The 13925-nt window shown below is 69.0% G+C and carries 16 protein-coding genes; all 16 read left to right on the forward strand.

The genetic code is table 11. The annotated features are described in order from the left end of the window. Nucleotides 1–33: 33 nt before the first annotated feature. Nucleotides 34–753 (forward strand): ScbR family autoregulator-binding transcription factor, encoded by a 720-nt coding sequence (locus OG302_RS41850; protein ID WP_371524753.1) that lies wholly within the window; start codon nt 34–36, stop codon nt 751–753. Nucleotides 754–865: 112 nt separating this feature from the next. Then, a complete protein-coding gene (locus OG302_RS41855) occupies nt 866–2110 on the forward strand; it encodes a cytochrome P450 (RefSeq protein ID WP_371524750.1) in 1245 nt (414 codons plus the stop codon). A gap of 5 nt (nt 2111–2115) precedes the next feature. After that, nucleotides 2116–2952, forward strand: a complete 837-nt coding sequence (locus tag OG302_RS41860) for an NAD(P)H-binding protein (protein WP_371749975.1) — start codon at nt 2116–2118, stop codon at nt 2950–2952. A gap of 41 nt (nt 2953–2993) precedes the next feature. Continuing rightward, nucleotides 2994–4478 (forward strand): FAD-dependent monooxygenase, encoded by a 1485-nt coding sequence (locus OG302_RS41865; RefSeq protein ID WP_371524746.1) that lies wholly within the window; start codon nt 2994–2996, stop codon nt 4476–4478. 240 nt (nt 4479–4718) lie between these two features. After that, nucleotides 4719–5339 carry a ScbR family autoregulator-binding transcription factor gene (locus OG302_RS41870; protein ID WP_371524744.1) on the forward strand — a complete coding sequence of 207 codons (621 nt, stop codon included), beginning with the start codon at nt 4719–4721 and terminating at the stop codon, nt 5337–5339. Nucleotides 5340–5609: 270 nt separating this feature from the next. Beyond that, nucleotides 5610–6443 (forward strand): BTAD domain-containing putative transcriptional regulator, encoded by an 834-nt coding sequence (locus OG302_RS41875; protein WP_371524742.1) that lies wholly within the window; start codon nt 5610–5612, stop codon nt 6441–6443. A 303-nt stretch (nt 6444–6746) separates the two neighbouring features. Further along, nucleotides 6747–7628, forward strand: coding sequence for a 3-oxoacyl-[acyl-carrier-protein] synthase III C-terminal domain-containing protein (locus tag OG302_RS41880; RefSeq protein WP_371524740.1), 882 nt, complete (start codon nt 6747–6749; stop codon nt 7626–7628). A 42-nt stretch (nt 7629–7670) separates the two neighbouring features. Beyond that, a complete protein-coding gene (locus tag OG302_RS41885; protein WP_371524738.1) occupies nt 7671–7799 on the forward strand; it encodes a hypothetical protein in 129 nt (42 codons plus the stop codon). Nucleotides 7800–8270: 471 nt separating this feature from the next. Next, complete coding sequence (locus OG302_RS41890; protein ID WP_371524737.1) at nt 8271–9233, forward strand: hypothetical protein; 963 nt, start codon at nt 8271–8273, stop codon at nt 9231–9233. A 41-nt stretch (nt 9234–9274) separates the two neighbouring features. Beyond that, nucleotides 9275–10153: a diiron oxygenase gene (locus OG302_RS41895; protein ID WP_371524735.1), complete on the forward strand. Its 879-nt coding sequence runs from the start codon at nt 9275–9277 to the stop codon at nt 10151–10153. Further along, on the forward strand, nt 10153–10398 hold the full coding sequence (locus OG302_RS41900) for a phosphopantetheine-binding protein (protein WP_371524733.1): 246 nt from the start codon (nt 10153–10155) through the stop codon (nt 10396–10398). The genes OG302_RS41895 and OG302_RS41900 overlap by 1 nt, the downstream gene beginning before the upstream one ends. After that, nucleotides 10392–11222, forward strand: a complete 831-nt coding sequence (locus tag OG302_RS41905; RefSeq protein WP_371524731.1) for a hypothetical protein — start codon at nt 10392–10394, stop codon at nt 11220–11222. The genes OG302_RS41900 and OG302_RS41905 overlap by 7 nt, the downstream gene beginning before the upstream one ends. After that, nucleotides 11222–12223 (forward strand): NAD(P)H-dependent flavin oxidoreductase, encoded by a 1002-nt coding sequence (locus OG302_RS41910; RefSeq protein ID WP_371524729.1) that lies wholly within the window; start codon nt 11222–11224, stop codon nt 12221–12223. The genes OG302_RS41905 and OG302_RS41910 overlap by 1 nt, the downstream gene beginning before the upstream one ends. Continuing rightward, nucleotides 12213–13082, forward strand: coding sequence for an alpha/beta fold hydrolase (locus tag OG302_RS41915; RefSeq protein ID WP_371524727.1), 870 nt, complete (start codon nt 12213–12215; stop codon nt 13080–13082). Before OG302_RS41910 ends, OG302_RS41915 begins: the two co-directional genes overlap by 11 nt. After that, entirely contained in the window at nt 13075–13329 is a 255-nt protein-coding gene (locus OG302_RS41920) for a hypothetical protein (RefSeq protein WP_371524725.1), read from the forward strand. Before OG302_RS41915 ends, OG302_RS41920 begins: the two co-directional genes overlap by 8 nt. A gap of 58 nt (nt 13330–13387) precedes the next feature. Next, nucleotides 13388–13906, forward strand: a complete 519-nt coding sequence (locus OG302_RS41925) for a 4'-phosphopantetheinyl transferase superfamily protein (RefSeq protein ID WP_371524723.1) — start codon at nt 13388–13390, stop codon at nt 13904–13906. Nucleotides 13907–13925: the final 19 nt, after the last annotated feature.

The following is a 13925-nucleotide window of genomic DNA, read 5'->3' on the forward strand; positions in this document are numbered from 1 at the left end:
GCTCTGCCCAGCCAGTTCCTGGAGGTGAGTCGCATGGCCCAGCAGGAGCGCGCGGTCAGAACGCGGCAGGCGATTCTCGCGGCTGCCGCCCAGGTCTTCGACGAGGTCGGCTATGAAGCGGCCACCGTGTCAGAGATCCTCACACGGTCGGGGGTGACCAAAGGTGCCCTCTACTTCCACTTCGCGTCCAAGGAGCAGCTCGCGCAAGGCGTCCTCCAGGCGAACGCCCAGGTTGTCCCCCCGGTCCCGTCCCAGCGCCTGAAACTGCAGGAGGCGGTCGACCGAGGCATGCTGCTCGCCTACCAGATGGGCGTCGACCCTCTGCTGCGGGGCAGTGTGCGGCTGGCCCTGGAGAGGTCGGGCAACGACAACCTGGACCGCAAGATCCCCTTCGAGGCGTGGACGCGCGAGAGCGAAGGCCTCCTCGAACAGGCCCGGCTGGCAGGCGAGCTGCAGCCGCACGTGGACACCAAAGAGCTGGCCGGGGTGTTCGTCGGGGCGTTCGCCGGTGTTCAGCTGATGTCCCAGGCCATGACCGACCGGCAGGACCTGTGCGACCGCATCGCCGTGCTGTACCGCGTTTTGATGGCAGGTGCCGCCGTGCCCAGTGCGCTGGTCCAACTGGACGTCACCGCCGACCGAGGGGCCAAAGTCCAGGCACTGGTCGATCAGCTCCTGCGGGAGACACCAGAGCCACAGCGGGAGGCGCCAGACCCGCGGGGCGACCGGCCCTTTCTCGTAGGCCAGGGCTGAACGTGGGCCGCACCGCAAGGTGCGGCCCACGAGTATGTGAAGCCCCGCCGCATGCCGGAACGTACAGCCACGTACCCAGCAGACGTCACCCCCCCAGGACGGAGTGCACCACATGGCCACTTCTGTATGCCCTTATGCGATAGACCTGACGGGCAGCGACCTCGCCGGCGAAGCGGCCCTGCTGCGAGGGGACGGCCCCGCCTGCCGGGTGCTGCTTCCCGGCGGGGTCATGGCCTGGGCCATCACGCGGCACGACACCGCGAAGCGGCTGCTGAGCGACCCGGCCGTGTCCAAGGACGCCTTCCAGCACTGGCCGTCGCTGCAAGAGGGCCGCATCGACGACGCCTGGCCGCTCCACCACTGGGTCACGGCCAAGAACATGCTCTCCGCCTACGGCGGCGAACACAGCCGGCTGCGTCGCCTCATCGCGGGGGCTTTCACCCACCGGCGCAGCGAGGCCCTGCGCCCGCAGGTGGTGCAGTACACCACCACCCTCCTCAAGTCCCTGGCGCAGCGCCCCGGTGACGAGCCCGTGGACCTCATCGCACACTTCGCACTGGAGCTGCCGATCCAGGTGATCTGTGAACTGTTCGGTGTCTCGCAGGCCGAACGCCCCCTGCTCAGGCACGGGCTCAGTGAGTCCTTCCGCACCTCTGCCACGGCCGATGAGGTCCGTGCGGCCCAGGAGAGCCTGCACCAGGTGCTCGCCGAACTCGTGGCGGCCAAACGCCTGGCGCCGGCCGACGACCTCGCGTCCGCCCTCGTCTGGACCCGGGAGACCGACGGCGCACGGCTGACCGAGCAGGAGCTGGTCGACACCCTGCTGCTGATGATCGGCGCGGGGCACGAAACGACCGTGAACCTGCTGGGGAACGCCATCGTGGAACTCTTGTCCCATCCAGAGCAGCTGGAGCAGGTCAGCAACGGCGCCACCGGGTGGGACGCCGTGATCGAAGAGACCCTCAGGGCACGTGGCCCCGCGGCCTACGTGCCGCTGAGGTTCGCCGTGCGGGACATCGACCTGGGGGAGCACGTCGTCATCCGCCAGGGCGATCCGGTGCTCATCTCCTTCGCCGCGGCCGGCCTCGATCCGCAGCAGCACGGCCCGGACGCACACGAGTTCAAGGCCGACCGCCCGAACCGCCACGACCACCTGGCCTTCGGGCACGGCGTGCACCACTGCCCCGGGGCCTCGCTCGCGAGGCTGGAGGCGGCGGTGGCCCTGCCCGCGTTGTTCGCCCGCTTTCCCCGGATGCGCCTGGCGCGCGCGGTCCAAGATCTCGATCCGACGCCGTCCTTCATCACCAACGGTTTCCGCGAGATCCCCATACTGCTGGACCCGGAGAGCGCCCGGTGATTGTCGTGACGGGTGCCACGGGCACCGTAGGGGGCCACGTGGCGCGCCTTCTGTGCGCCGATCACCCCACAAGACTGCTGGGCCGCTCCCTCTCCCGGCTGCGCGCAGTGGTACCCGCCGCCGACGTCGTCACCGCCGATTTCGCCGACCAGAGCTCGCTGGAGCGCGCCCTGGAGGGCGCCCGGGCCCTGTTCGCGGTCACTGCGAACCCGTTGGAGCCCGCCCACGACGCACATCTGCTCGCGGCCGCCCGCACGGCAGGCGTTCAGCACGTGGTGAAACTCTCCGCGCTCGCGGTCACCGACGACCGGGCCGACGACCTGATCACCAACTGGCAGCGCGAGAACGAGGACCGGGTCCGTGCCAGCGGCCTTGCCTGGACGCTGCTCCGTCCTCGCTCCTTCATGTCCAACACCCTCTCCTGGGCCCGCTCGGTCCGCGCCCACCACACCGTCGCGACGCCACAGCCGCAGTCCCGCAACGCATCGGTCGATCCCCGCGACGTCGCCGAAGCCGCCGTCATCGCCCTCACCACTGCCGGTCACGAGCAGCAGGAGTACGCCCTCACCGGCCCTCAAGCGATCTCGCCTGCCGAGCAGTGCGAGCACCTCGCCCAGGTCCTGGCACGTCCCGTGCGCTGTGTCGAGATCTCTTTGGAGCGTGCCTACACCGCCTGGGCACAGCACTACCCCCAGCCCATCGCGCGGGCCCTGCTGGACAGCGCCCGCCGCCAGGGTGATGGGGCCAAGCAAGGTGTGGACCCCACCCTTGCCAGACTTCTGGGGCGCCCGGCCACCACGTACCGGGCCTGGGCCACAGATCACGCACATCGCTTCAGCTGACTGCCCGGGCCAGGGCCCGGGACATCGAAAGGGGGGCGGACGTGCTGACACGGCACGCCGAAGTGGTGATTGTCGGAGGGGGCCCGGTCGGCATGTTGCTGGCCGCCGAACTGGGGGCGTACGGCGTCGAGGCCTGTGTCGTCGAGTCGAAGCCGCGGACGACCGACGAGCCCAGGGCAGGAACCCTGCACGCCCGGACTGTGCAGAGTCTGGCCCGCCGAGGCCTCATGCAGGTCCAAGCGGGCCGCGCGCAGCGTGCGGGCCACGATCGCGAACCGTTTCACTTCGCCGGTCTGCCGCATCTGAGCATCACCGCCCCGGCCACCGAACCTCCCATCCTGGTCAAGTGCCCCCAGGCTGATCTGGAAAGGCAGTTCGAGGCTGTCGCACAAAGCCGCGGTGTCACCGTCCTGCGTGACAGCCAGGCCGTGCGGATCGCCCAGGACCCGGACGGCGTCGAGGTGACGACGAAGAGTCCGCAAGGTCCTGGGCAGGTGCGCGCCGAGTACCTCATCGGGGCGGACGGCGCCCGCAGCACGGTGCGCGACCTGTGCGGGTTCGTCGCGAAAGTCCATCCCGCGACCGTCTCCGCCCTGATGGGGCAGGTGCGTCTGATGGACCCGGCGGCGCTGGCGCCGGGCTGGCAGCGCACCGAGCGCGGCTGGACCACCGCCAGGTTCGACGCGCACGGGTACGGCAGGCTGATGACGCTGGACTGCCGGGGCCCGCACCCCGACCGCGGCAGCCCGCTCACCGTCGAGGAACTGAGTCTGGAGGCCGCGCGGATCGTCGGCCACCCCGTCCCTCTGGCCGAACCTACGCACCTGTCCCGGTTCAACGACTTCTCCCGGCTGGTCGGCAACTACCGCCAGGGCAGGGTCTTCCTCGCCGGCGACAGCGCGCACGTGCACTTCCCCGTCGGGGGCCAGGGGCTCAACACCGGTCTGCTCGATGCCCTGAACCTGGGGTGGAAACTCGCTCACACCCTGCGCGGCACGGCAGGAAAGGACCTGCTGGACACCTACGACCAGGAGCGCAGACCGTCGGGACAGCGAGTCCTCGACAACACCCGAGCCCAGCTGGCTCTCATGCGCCCGGACCCGCAACTCGATCCCCTGCGCGCCCTGATGGCCGATCTGCTGCCGTTGCCCGATGTCGGTGCCTACCTCGGCGGCATGCTCAGCGCGCAGGACACCCGTTACGGCGACGGCGACACGGCGCGGAGGGACTCCGGCTGGCGGGGCCGGTTTCTGCCAAATATCGCACTGGCCGGACAGCAAGAGGCAGACCTCGTGGGGCTGCTGGCCAGGGGCCGTGCCGTGCTGCTGCTCAGCAGCGGCGCCCTGCGGCCTCCCCGCCCCGCCCAAGGGTGGGCGCATGTCCTGCACACCGCCCGCGCCGCAGGCCAACTCCCTAGCGGAATAACAGAATCCGCGGTGATCCGGCCTGACGGCTATGTGCTGTGGGTATCCGATGATGGGGATCTCGGGGGAGTCCTGCGGCAATGGTTCGGTGATCCGCGCTGAGGTCTCTGTCGCTCTCGGCGAGGTGGTACAAGTGAGAGGCGCACCCTTCTGAGGTGCGGCTTCTTTGCGCCAAATAGACAGCGCGTAGCCCTCAGGCGGTACAAACCGCCTGTGCGGTTTGTTAGTGTTCTTCGCATGGGCGTCGGTTCCCCCTTTGGGGTGTGCCGATGACGGGGGTGTCGTCTCCGTCGCCCGCGTCATCTCGCGAGCGACGGCCGCCTGGAGCGATGGAGCACCTCGATGGCCAAACAGGAACGCGCTGTACGCACTCGCAAGGCCCTGATCACCGCTGCCGCTGAGGTCTTCAGCCGGGAGGGGTACCGCACGGCCTCACTCACGGTGATCAGCCGGCTTGCGGGAGTCAGTAGTGGGGCACTGCACTTCCACTTCCCGACCAAGTCGGCGCTCGCCCTGGCGGTGGAGGAAGCGGCCGCCGACCGCCTGCGCGTCATCGTCGAGCGCTGCGAAAAATTCGAGCAGCCGGAAGGGCCCATACGGCTGGTGGTGGACGCCAGCTACCAGGTGGTCGAACAGTTGGCGGCCGACCCTGTGCTGCGGGCCGGCTTCGAACTGGGAGGCCATACCGTGGAAATGGGCAGCAGCGGAAGAGTCTGCGATCTGTGGCAGCGCTGGGTCGCCTCGGTGCTCGAGCATGCCCAGGGGGCCGGAGGGCTGCGCTCGGAGGTGGTGCCCGGCCACGTGGCCGGCCTCGTGGTCGCGGTGACCGCGGGCCTGGAGGAACTCGGCCGGCGGGACCCCCGGTGGCTGGCGCACCCCACTCTCACCACGTTCTGGCGCCTGGTGCTGCCGCAGGTGGCCCCCGCGGGGACGAGCGTTCCACTGCAGTTCGCGGGCTCCTGACACCTCCGCCACCTGTACGCCGCCTGGCTGGTGCACCATCCCCCGGAAAGTACCAGTCAGGCGGTTTTTTTCGTGCCCTGTGAGCTGGGCCTTCCTGGATGGGCCCTCCAGGTGCAGCCTTCCCGCCGTCGCGCCCCGCTCCAGACTCCCTTGGCACCCACTAAGAAACCGACTATGCTGTTTGTATTCGGGGGCCTTGCGTCGGATCCCACACCCGGCGGCACGTCAGGAAGCAGCGCGTGCAGGCTCTGTGCGGACCGGGAGACGGACATGGACATTGAAGTGCTCGGCGGTTTTACCGTACGACTGAACGGCATGCAGGTAGTTCCCACAGCCCCCAAGCCGCGCCAGGTCCTGGCTCTCCTGGCCCTCAACGCCGGCCGGGCCGTGCCCACGCGCACCCTGGCCGAGGAGCTGTGGGGCGCGCAGCCGCCGCGCAGCTCGCGAGCCACGCTGCAGACCTACATCCTTCAGCTGCGTGAACTCATCGGCGAGGCCCTCATCGGCGTCGACGGCCTTCGGTCCGAGGGCCGCACCGGCAAGGACTTACTGGTCACTTCGCCGGGCGGCTACCGGCTTGAGACCGGCGGCGGCACCCGCGACTACAGCGAGTTCGCGCGCCTGAGCAACGAGGGCTACCGGGCCATGGACAACGAGGACTACGCGGGCGCGGCACGCACCCTGCGCGACGCGCTCGCCCTGTGGCAGGGGCCCGCGCTGGCCGATGTGAACGCGGGAAGCCACCTCGACATGGAGACGCGCAGGCTGGAAGAAGCCCGCCTGTGCGCCCTCGACCAGCGCATCGAGGCCGACCTCTGCCTGGGACGCTACCGCGAACTGCTCCCCGAGCTCACCGTCCTGGTCGAGCGCCACAGCATGCACGAGAGCCTGCACAGCCAGTTCATGCTCGCGCTGTACCGCTCGGGCCGGGGCGGCGACGCGCTGAACGTCTACCAGCGGCTGCGCGGCACTCTGGTACGCAACCTCGGGCTCGAGCCCAGCGCTCCGGTGCGACGGCTGCAGCGCTCGATCCTCAAGGCGTCCTCCGACATCACGCAGGACGCACTGCTCGACGGCCGCACGGCGCCCGCACCGGTCAGCTGAGCGCAGCCGTGGCCGGCCGGTCCACCACCACGGCCGGCCATGCACCACGAGTACTCACCGTGGCGGCACCACGCCCCACCAGGCACGACACTCTTCCTGCCCCAGCGCGACTTCATTTTCGTTGAAGTCTGCATCCACATCCTCTCGAAGGTGACTCGCAGGGCAGTGCAGACCGGTGCGCGACCCTTGCTCCCCTGCACGAGGCGAACCTAGATTCGCACTCCTGACGCGTGTCAGCAGCGTCCTCGTGCGAAGCGGCCGCGCAACAGTCGGCTCACGACCTCGCATGCCCTAGGGGGAGACATGTTCGTGGGATGGGGATCACGCCATGCCCAGATCCGGTCGGTCGCCGGATACCACCCCCACCGTGCGATCGTCCCCGCCGCCCTGAGCGGTGCCTACGCCGCCCAAGGCGATCAGGCACGCCGGCCCGCGGCCGGCACCGATGGGCCCCCGCCCGGCACCGAGGAGAGCCTGGCATCCATGGGCGCCCGCGCGGCCGCCGACGCGGCTGCCCGCGTCGGTGTCGACACCGACGACGTGGACTGCGTGCTCGTTGCCTCGCTGAGCAAGCGCGACCAGCGCCAGCACCTGGCGCATGCCGTCGCCGACCGGCTCGAGGGCACCCCGCGCGCCGCACTTGACGTGGATGCCACCTCCGGGGGGTTTTGCTCGGCACTGGAACTGGGGCGCTGCCTGGTATCGGCGAGCACCTACGACCGTGTCCTTGTCGTCGGCGCCGAGCGCGCGCACGACACGGGCACCGCCGAGGCGGCCGGCACCACGGGACTCCACAGCGCCGCCGGCGGGGGAGCCGTCCTCCTGGAGGCCGGCGACGAGCCCGGTATCTGCACTCCCGCCTGGGGTGAGGGCGCGACGCCGGCTCAGGTGGCAAGGGCGGCGGTGAAGCGTGCGGGGCTGCGCACGCAGGACATCCGCGCGCTCGTCTCGCACCGTCATCCTGACGGACGCGTACGCCGGGAGGCGGCAACCCTCCTGTCGCTGGCGCGCGATGTGACGGTGGCCCATGACGCCTGCCTGTCGGGCAGCGCCTCGATCGCATCGATCCCCATGGCCATCGCGACGCTGCTGGCCGAGTTTCCCGCGCTGTCGGGCGAGTTGGCCCTCCTGGTCGGCTTCGGCGCCGAACTCAGCCTCGCGGCCCAGGTGGTCCGCCTCCCCTGACAGAACCTGCGAACCGTGAACCCTATGAAGAGGAGCGACCGCATGGATGTGATCGACGAGCAAGAGGTGTACACGCTGCACCACGACGCCCTGATCGCGCCCCCACTGCTGCTGCCTGGTGAGGAGGACGAAAGCAACGACGAACCCCAGCTCGTGCGAGGAATGGACTGACAGCACAGCACAGCACAGCACAGCACAGTACGGAGCGGCGCTCGCCGGGCGGGCCCGGGCAGCCGGCCAACGGCCGCCCGGGCCCGCAAAGGCGGGCCGAGGCCCGACAGACGCACCGCGCCGCGCCGCTCATCCACGCCGCTGGGCGCGGCCCGCCCCGGTCGCCGCGCGTCCGCCGGCCGCTGAACAGCCCGGCACCGCCCCGCACTTCGGCCCGATCGCGGCGGGCGCCCGCCCGGCCACGGGTCACCGCACGTCGCCGGGCGGGGGCGGGTTCTTCGCTCCGCGCCGCCACGGGAGATTGTTAATGACCGGGGCTTGATTCCTCCAGGCCACCCATGGGAAATGCACGAGCATCCATGTGGAAACACCGTTCCTCATCGCAATCCACGACTGCTAACTTCGGGACAGTCGGCGCCGGGCAGTCGGCTCGGTATTTGCTTGAAAGGACGGTCTGTGTCACCTCAAGCCGTGAAAATAGATGCTCGCGCCTGGGAAGAAGTAGCGGATTCCATCGAATTCGTTCCTGCCGCGTACTCAAGCAAGACCCGGCCGGAGTCAGCGGCGCAGGAAATGCTGAGGTGCGGTCCGGGTGATATCGAGACGCTGGTCGCCGCAGGTCTGCCGTTCGATGTGCAGTCGGGCGTGCGGCACTTCGACGTGAACGATCTGTACAACCTCGGAATGTATTCCGGTAGGTCAAACACGCAGCCTGAGCTCGCCTTTCGGATGCTGTTCCGCTTCGCGGGCCGCCCGGTCGAGGACCTGCTGCACCCCAAGTCATGGGACTTCCAGGTCCGGTTGGACTGCGCCGAGTGCGGCGGAGCAGCGCCCTGGCACTTCGAGGCACCCGATGCCGTCCGGTTCGGAGGGGCCGTCACCGATGTGGTGGCGCCGACGCGAGTGAGCGAGGGAACAGCCGAGTACACGGCCACCGTCACCACGACGGGCGTGCGCACCCCCCTGGTCTCCACCGAACTGAGGCGCCTCACCCGCGACTACCTCGAGGCCGGATACCGCTGGCAGATGATCCCGGTCGCCATGCAGGCCGACTACCAGCTGGTGCACAGGCTGGGATCGACCAGCTGCATCGCGGCGAGCCTGCTGCTGGCCGAGCGCTTTCGTGCGGCCGGCCACCGGGCCGAGGCGAAACGCGGCTGGTTCTGCGGTGTCCTCGGCGGCGCGCTCGACCTCCCGCACGCCAGCGTGGAGGTCGAGGACGACGACGGTGTGCTCAAGACGGTGGACATCGCCAAGGCGCAACTCGCCGCCCGCCTGTCGTCGGACACCAAGGCCTTCCAGGAGCTGTGCCTCGGCTCGATCTACAACAAGGTGATCCCGTCCACCGCGTCCGGAAACGCGCCCTTTGCAACCCACGAATGCGGATCGCGGATGCCGGTGCACGTGCGCGCGGACATCCGCTCGCTGCGCTGACATCAATTTCCCGCGCCATTCAGTTTGGGAGGACGAGTGTAATGGCGGTACGTGAGATAGAACCGGTCGTACTGGACCTGGATCGTTTGGAGAATCTCGCCGAAACCGGCTACTACAACCCGTACACGATGTTCGACTGGCCTGAATCCATCGAGCCGGATCTGCCGTGGATGTCCGAGGGGCTGACCACGCTCGCCGGTACCCCGATGTGGGACGAACTCACCAGGGAACAGCAGATCGCCCTCACCCGGTACGAGGCGATCAATTTCTTCAGCCTCAATATTCACGGTATCCGTGAACTGATGAGTGAAGTCGTGATGCGTATCCACGAGCGAACGTACGCGGACGTCTCGGAGTTCTTGCACCACTTCATCGGTGAAGAGAACGAGCACATGTGGTTCTTCGCGCAGTTCTGCCTGCGCTACGGCGGAAAGCTCTACCCGGCCCAGCCGACGCTGAAGGCCGACTCGGTGGAGCACCTCTCATCGGTGGCCCGTGAGCTGATCGTGTTCGCGCGGATCCTGATATTCGAGGAGCTCGTCGACTACTTCAACGCGAGCATGGCCACGGATCAGTCGCTGCCGCACATCGCCCGCGAGATCAACCGGGTGCATCACCAGGACGAGAGCCGGCACGTCGCGTTCGGCCGGATGATCTTCACCCATCTCCTCGGCCAGGTGGCCAAGCGGGACCCGGACGAGGTGCCGTTGGTCGCCGAGTACCTCGAGAACTACCTGCAGTACAGCATCGGCACCCTCTACAACCCGGCCGCCTACCGCGACGCGGGCATCCCGGACGCGCTGGCCCTGCGGCGCAAGGCCCTGGAGCACCCCGCCCGGGTGGAGGCACACGACCAGGTACTCAAGCGCACCAGGAAGTTCCTCACCAAGGCCGGCGTGGGACGGGAAGTGATCGCGTGATGTCGGAACCGATGCAGGCCATCCGCGCATTCATCCAGGGCCGCAACTCCAAGATCGGGCCGCTCACCGAAGACCTGGACCTGATCGACAGCCGCGCCATCGACTCGCTCGCGTTCGTCGAGTTCATCTTCCTGCTCGAAGAGCTGACCGGTGAACCGATCGACCCGGAGGACCTGAACCTCGACGACTTCCGCACCCTCAAGGCACTCGAAACCCGATTCTTCATGAAGGAAGCGGCATGCTGACGACAACAACCGACAACGGCCTGGGAGTTCTCGACGGCAGCCAGCTCAGGTTGCTGCGGGCCATCGACGCGGTGTTCCTGCGCCTGGCCGCAGACTGGCAGGCTCCCGAGTTCCGGTTCCCGTTCCTGATGCGGTGCCAGGACCTCGACACCTTCGACTACTACGACAACTTCCCGCATCTGGGTCTCGCCGCGACCCGGCTCGATCCCGGGCTCCTGGCCGGCGAGCTGGCCACCACCTCGCGACCGGTCGAGCGGATGCCGGCCGAGGTGATGGAGTCGACCGCCTTCGCCCTTCCCTCGGCTTCCTGCTACTCCATCTACGTAGACCTGGCCGGGTCCGTACTGCCCGCCGACGGCGTACTGCGCACCACGGTCGGCACGTGCTTTCGCAACGAGGACCACTACGAGGGCCTGCAGCGCCTGCTCGGCTTCTCCATGCGCGAGATCGTCTGTGTCGGACCGGAGGAGGCGGCCAAGAGCCATCTGATCCGTGCGAAGGAAGCCGTGGTGGCCCTGTGCAGCGAGCTCGGGCTCGACCTTCGCATCGAGGTCGCCACCGACCCGTTCTTCGACAAGAACAGCGGCAAGGCCAAGATGCAGCGGCTCTTCCCGGTGAAGGAGGAGTTCGTCGTGGGCGGCCTGGCGATCGGCTCCGTCAACTACCACCGGAACTTCTTCGGTGACCGGTGCGGCATCAGGGCCGGCGACGACACCGCGCACACGAGCTGCCTGGCCTTCGGCCTGGAGCGCTGGGTGCACGCCCTGACGGACCGGTTCGGCGGCGCGGACGCCGCGGCGTCCGTGGTCGAGAGCCTGAATTGATGCGTGCCACCGCGGCCGGGGTGCTCGGCCTGGAGGTGAGCCTGCTGCAGTCGGGCATGGGCGGCGTCGCAGGCACGGAACTGGCCTGCGCGGTGTCCAACGCCGGGGCGGCCGGCTGCGTGGGCGGCTACAAACTGGCCGGCGGCGCGCTGTCGGCCATGCTCGACCGGTTGGTCACGGGCACCGACCGGCCGGTCGGCGTGAACCTGATCCCGGAGGTGGTCGGGCCGGCCGAGCTCGACCGGCAGGTGGCGCAGGTGCTCGAGGAGACACCGCAGCGCGTACACCTGTCCTTCTTCGGAATGCCCGACGACGCGGTCCTGGACCGGGTCGCCGCGGCGGGGCGGCAGACGGTGGTCCAGATCGGGACCGCCGACGACGGAATGCACGCGGCCGCCCGGGGCGCGGTGGTGGTGGTCCAGGGAACCGAGGCGGGCGGTCACCTCCTTGGCACGTCGCGACGCGACGACCTGGTGGGCACGCTGCGCGCACTGGTGCCCGACGCCTGCCTGGTCGCCTCGGGCGGGATCGGCTCGCCCGAGGAGGCCGAACGGGCCCTGGCCGCCGGCGCCGACGGGGTGCTGCTCGGCACCGCCTTCGTCGTCGCCCACGAATCGCGGGCCCACGCCCGGTTCAAGTCGGCGGTGACCGGTGCCGACGAGGCCGACACCGTGATCACCGATGTGTACGAGATCGGATGGCCGGGCCGACGGCACCGCGTGCTCGCCACGAGCGTCACCGCCGATCCGGAGCAGCCCACGAAGTTCATCGGCAAAACGGTGGTCGAGGGCAAGCCGTACCTGGTGCCGCGCTTCAGCTCGGCGGTGCCCACAGAGGCGACCAGCGGTCGTATCGAAGAGATGGCGCTGTACTGCGGCCAATCCTGCGGCGCGATCTCCGGCGAAGTCCCGGCGGCCGGTGTCGTCGCCACATTCGCACAGGTCCTTTCGGGGGCCGCATTCGTCAAGACCAAAGAGAGGGCGGAAAGTCATGTCGGCTGACGCAGCGCAGGGCGACTACTACCACGACCTGAGTTACCGCGAGGACACAGCACCGATACCCACCAGGGAGGGCGTGGAACTCTACTGCGAGTCCACAGGTGAGGGCATTGCCATCACGACGCTCAACAACTTCTTCTTCACCGCTCCGTTCTGGCGGGACTACACCGACGAACTCGCCAAGCACCACCGCGTGGTGAGCTACGACCTCTGCAACCACGGCCACTCCACACGGATGCCGGAGGAACCGACCTGGGAGGAGCACGCGGCCGACCTGGTCGGGCTGCTCGACGCGCTGGAGATCGACTCGACGTATCTGCTCGCCTCGTCGGCCTCCACCCAGCTCGCCCGTGACGTGGCCCTGGCCTACCCGGACCGGGTCCGGGGCCTCGTGCTCGCCGGACCCGTCATCGGCCCGCAGATGCGGCGCCACCGGATGCTCCAGCGGGCCTGGCTGCGGACGCTGAACAGCCACGACATCCCCGTGCTGTTCGCCCACATGTACCCCGAGTTCGTCAGCACGGAGATGATCGAGGAGTACGGCGTTCCGGGCTTCCTCGGCCTGCGGGAGAGTTTCCTGGCCATGTCGACGCCCGAGGAGCTCAACAACGGCCTGACGCTCGCTCAGCAGGGCGACGCCAGTTCCGAGTTGCTGACCCGCATTCAGGCGCCCACGCTGATCGCCCTCGGCGACGACGACATCCTGCTGGGCCCGACGGCGGGCCACGAGCTGGCCGCCATGTTCCCCAACGGCCGCTGCGCGATCATGCCGAAGGCCGGCCATGTGCCCTTCCTCGACGACCCGGTGGGCTTCCAGGAGCTCGTCCGGAAGTTCATCGGCGAAGCGGAAGCGCATGTCTGATACGGCGGTGGAGGTACGGCAGCGGATTCGCGAGCTGCTGGTCGACGTGTTCGGCGGCCCCTCCTTCGTCAGCGGAGTGCACGACGCCGTGTCGCTCCGCGAGGCGGGGGTCCCCTCCACCGCGCTGGTCGCCCTGCTGGTCGCGATGGAGGACGCGTTCGGTTTTGAATGGGACGACGACGTCCGGCCGGAAGCGTTGCGTTCGATCGACTCGCTGGCAGGCCACGTCGTGGCGCTGCGCAACTGAGGGCCACACGGTGACCGTTGAGCCGGCCGTGCCCCGGGGCGTGGCACCGGAGATGTCAATGGAGACGTCTCCGGTGCCGGCGCCCCACGGACCGGCCGAGCAGTTCGTGGCCGGACGTCGTGCGGCCGCCGCGGCACTGGCCGCAGCCGGATCGCTCCAGCGGACGGTGCCACGGGCCCGAGACGGCAGACCACTCTTCCCCCGGGGGTTCGCCGGTTCGATCTCCCACACCGACCGGCTCGCGATCGCCGCGGTGGTCCCCGGTGCCGAGGCCGTCGGCGTCGACATCGAGTCCGCGGTCATCACCCCGCGCATGGCCGCGTTCCTCCTGCGGGAACAGGAGCGGCGTCTGCTGCTCGCCCCGATCGGGCCCTACACCGCGCGCGACCTGTTCGCCGCCAAGGAGGCCGCCTTCAAGGCGATGAACGGCATCGACACGCTGGAGGAGTTCCTGTTCTGGCAGATCGACCTCAAGCAGTCCGACGGCGCGTTGATCGCGACGTACCGCGGCGAATCGGTGCCCCTGTGGACGCGCGCGGAGGCGGATCTCTCGTTCGCCGTGGCGATACGGCGCTGAAGCCCATGGATCTGCCCAC

Origin of the sequence: Streptomyces sp. NBC_01283, from assembly GCF_041435335.1 — a bacterium.
Classification (GTDB): Bacteria; Actinomycetota; Actinomycetes; order Streptomycetales; family Streptomycetaceae; genus Streptomyces.

Bases quoted from the DNA above. Each gene is read 5' to 3' on its own strand.
- OG302_RS41850 (WP_371524753.1), top strand. From the start codon at position 34: ATGGCCCAGCAGGAGCGCGCGGTCAGAACGCGGCAGGCGATTCTCGCG.
- OG302_RS41855 (WP_371524750.1), top strand. From the start codon at position 866: ATGGCCACTTCTGTATGCCCTTATGCGATAGACCTGACGGGCAGCGAC.
- OG302_RS41870 (WP_371524744.1), top strand. From the start codon at position 4,719: ATGGCCAAACAGGAACGCGCTGTACGCACTCGCAAGGCCCTGATCACC.
- OG302_RS41875 (WP_371524742.1), top strand. From the start codon at position 5,610: ATGGACATTGAAGTGCTCGGCGGTTTTACCGTACGACTGAACGGCATG.
- OG302_RS41880 (WP_371524740.1), top strand. From the start codon at position 6,747: ATGTTCGTGGGATGGGGATCACGCCATGCCCAGATCCGGTCGGTCGCC.
- OG302_RS41885 (WP_371524738.1), top strand. From the start codon at position 7,671: ATGGATGTGATCGACGAGCAAGAGGTGTACACGCTGCACCACGACGCC.
- OG302_RS41895 (WP_371524735.1), top strand. From the start codon at position 9,275: ATGGCGGTACGTGAGATAGAACCGGTCGTACTGGACCTGGATCGTTTG.
- OG302_RS41900 (WP_371524733.1), top strand. From the start codon at position 10,153: ATGTCGGAACCGATGCAGGCCATCCGCGCATTCATCCAGGGCCGCAAC.
- OG302_RS41905 (WP_371524731.1), top strand. From the start codon at position 10,392: ATGCTGACGACAACAACCGACAACGGCCTGGGAGTTCTCGACGGCAGC.
- OG302_RS41910 (WP_371524729.1), top strand. From the start codon at position 11,222: ATGCGTGCCACCGCGGCCGGGGTGCTCGGCCTGGAGGTGAGCCTGCTG.
- OG302_RS41915 (WP_371524727.1), top strand. From the start codon at position 12,213: ATGTCGGCTGACGCAGCGCAGGGCGACTACTACCACGACCTGAGTTAC.
- OG302_RS41920 (WP_371524725.1), top strand. From the start codon at position 13,075: ATGTCTGATACGGCGGTGGAGGTACGGCAGCGGATTCGCGAGCTGCTG.
- OG302_RS41925 (WP_371524723.1), top strand. From the start codon at position 13,388: ATGGAGACGTCTCCGGTGCCGGCGCCCCACGGACCGGCCGAGCAGTTC.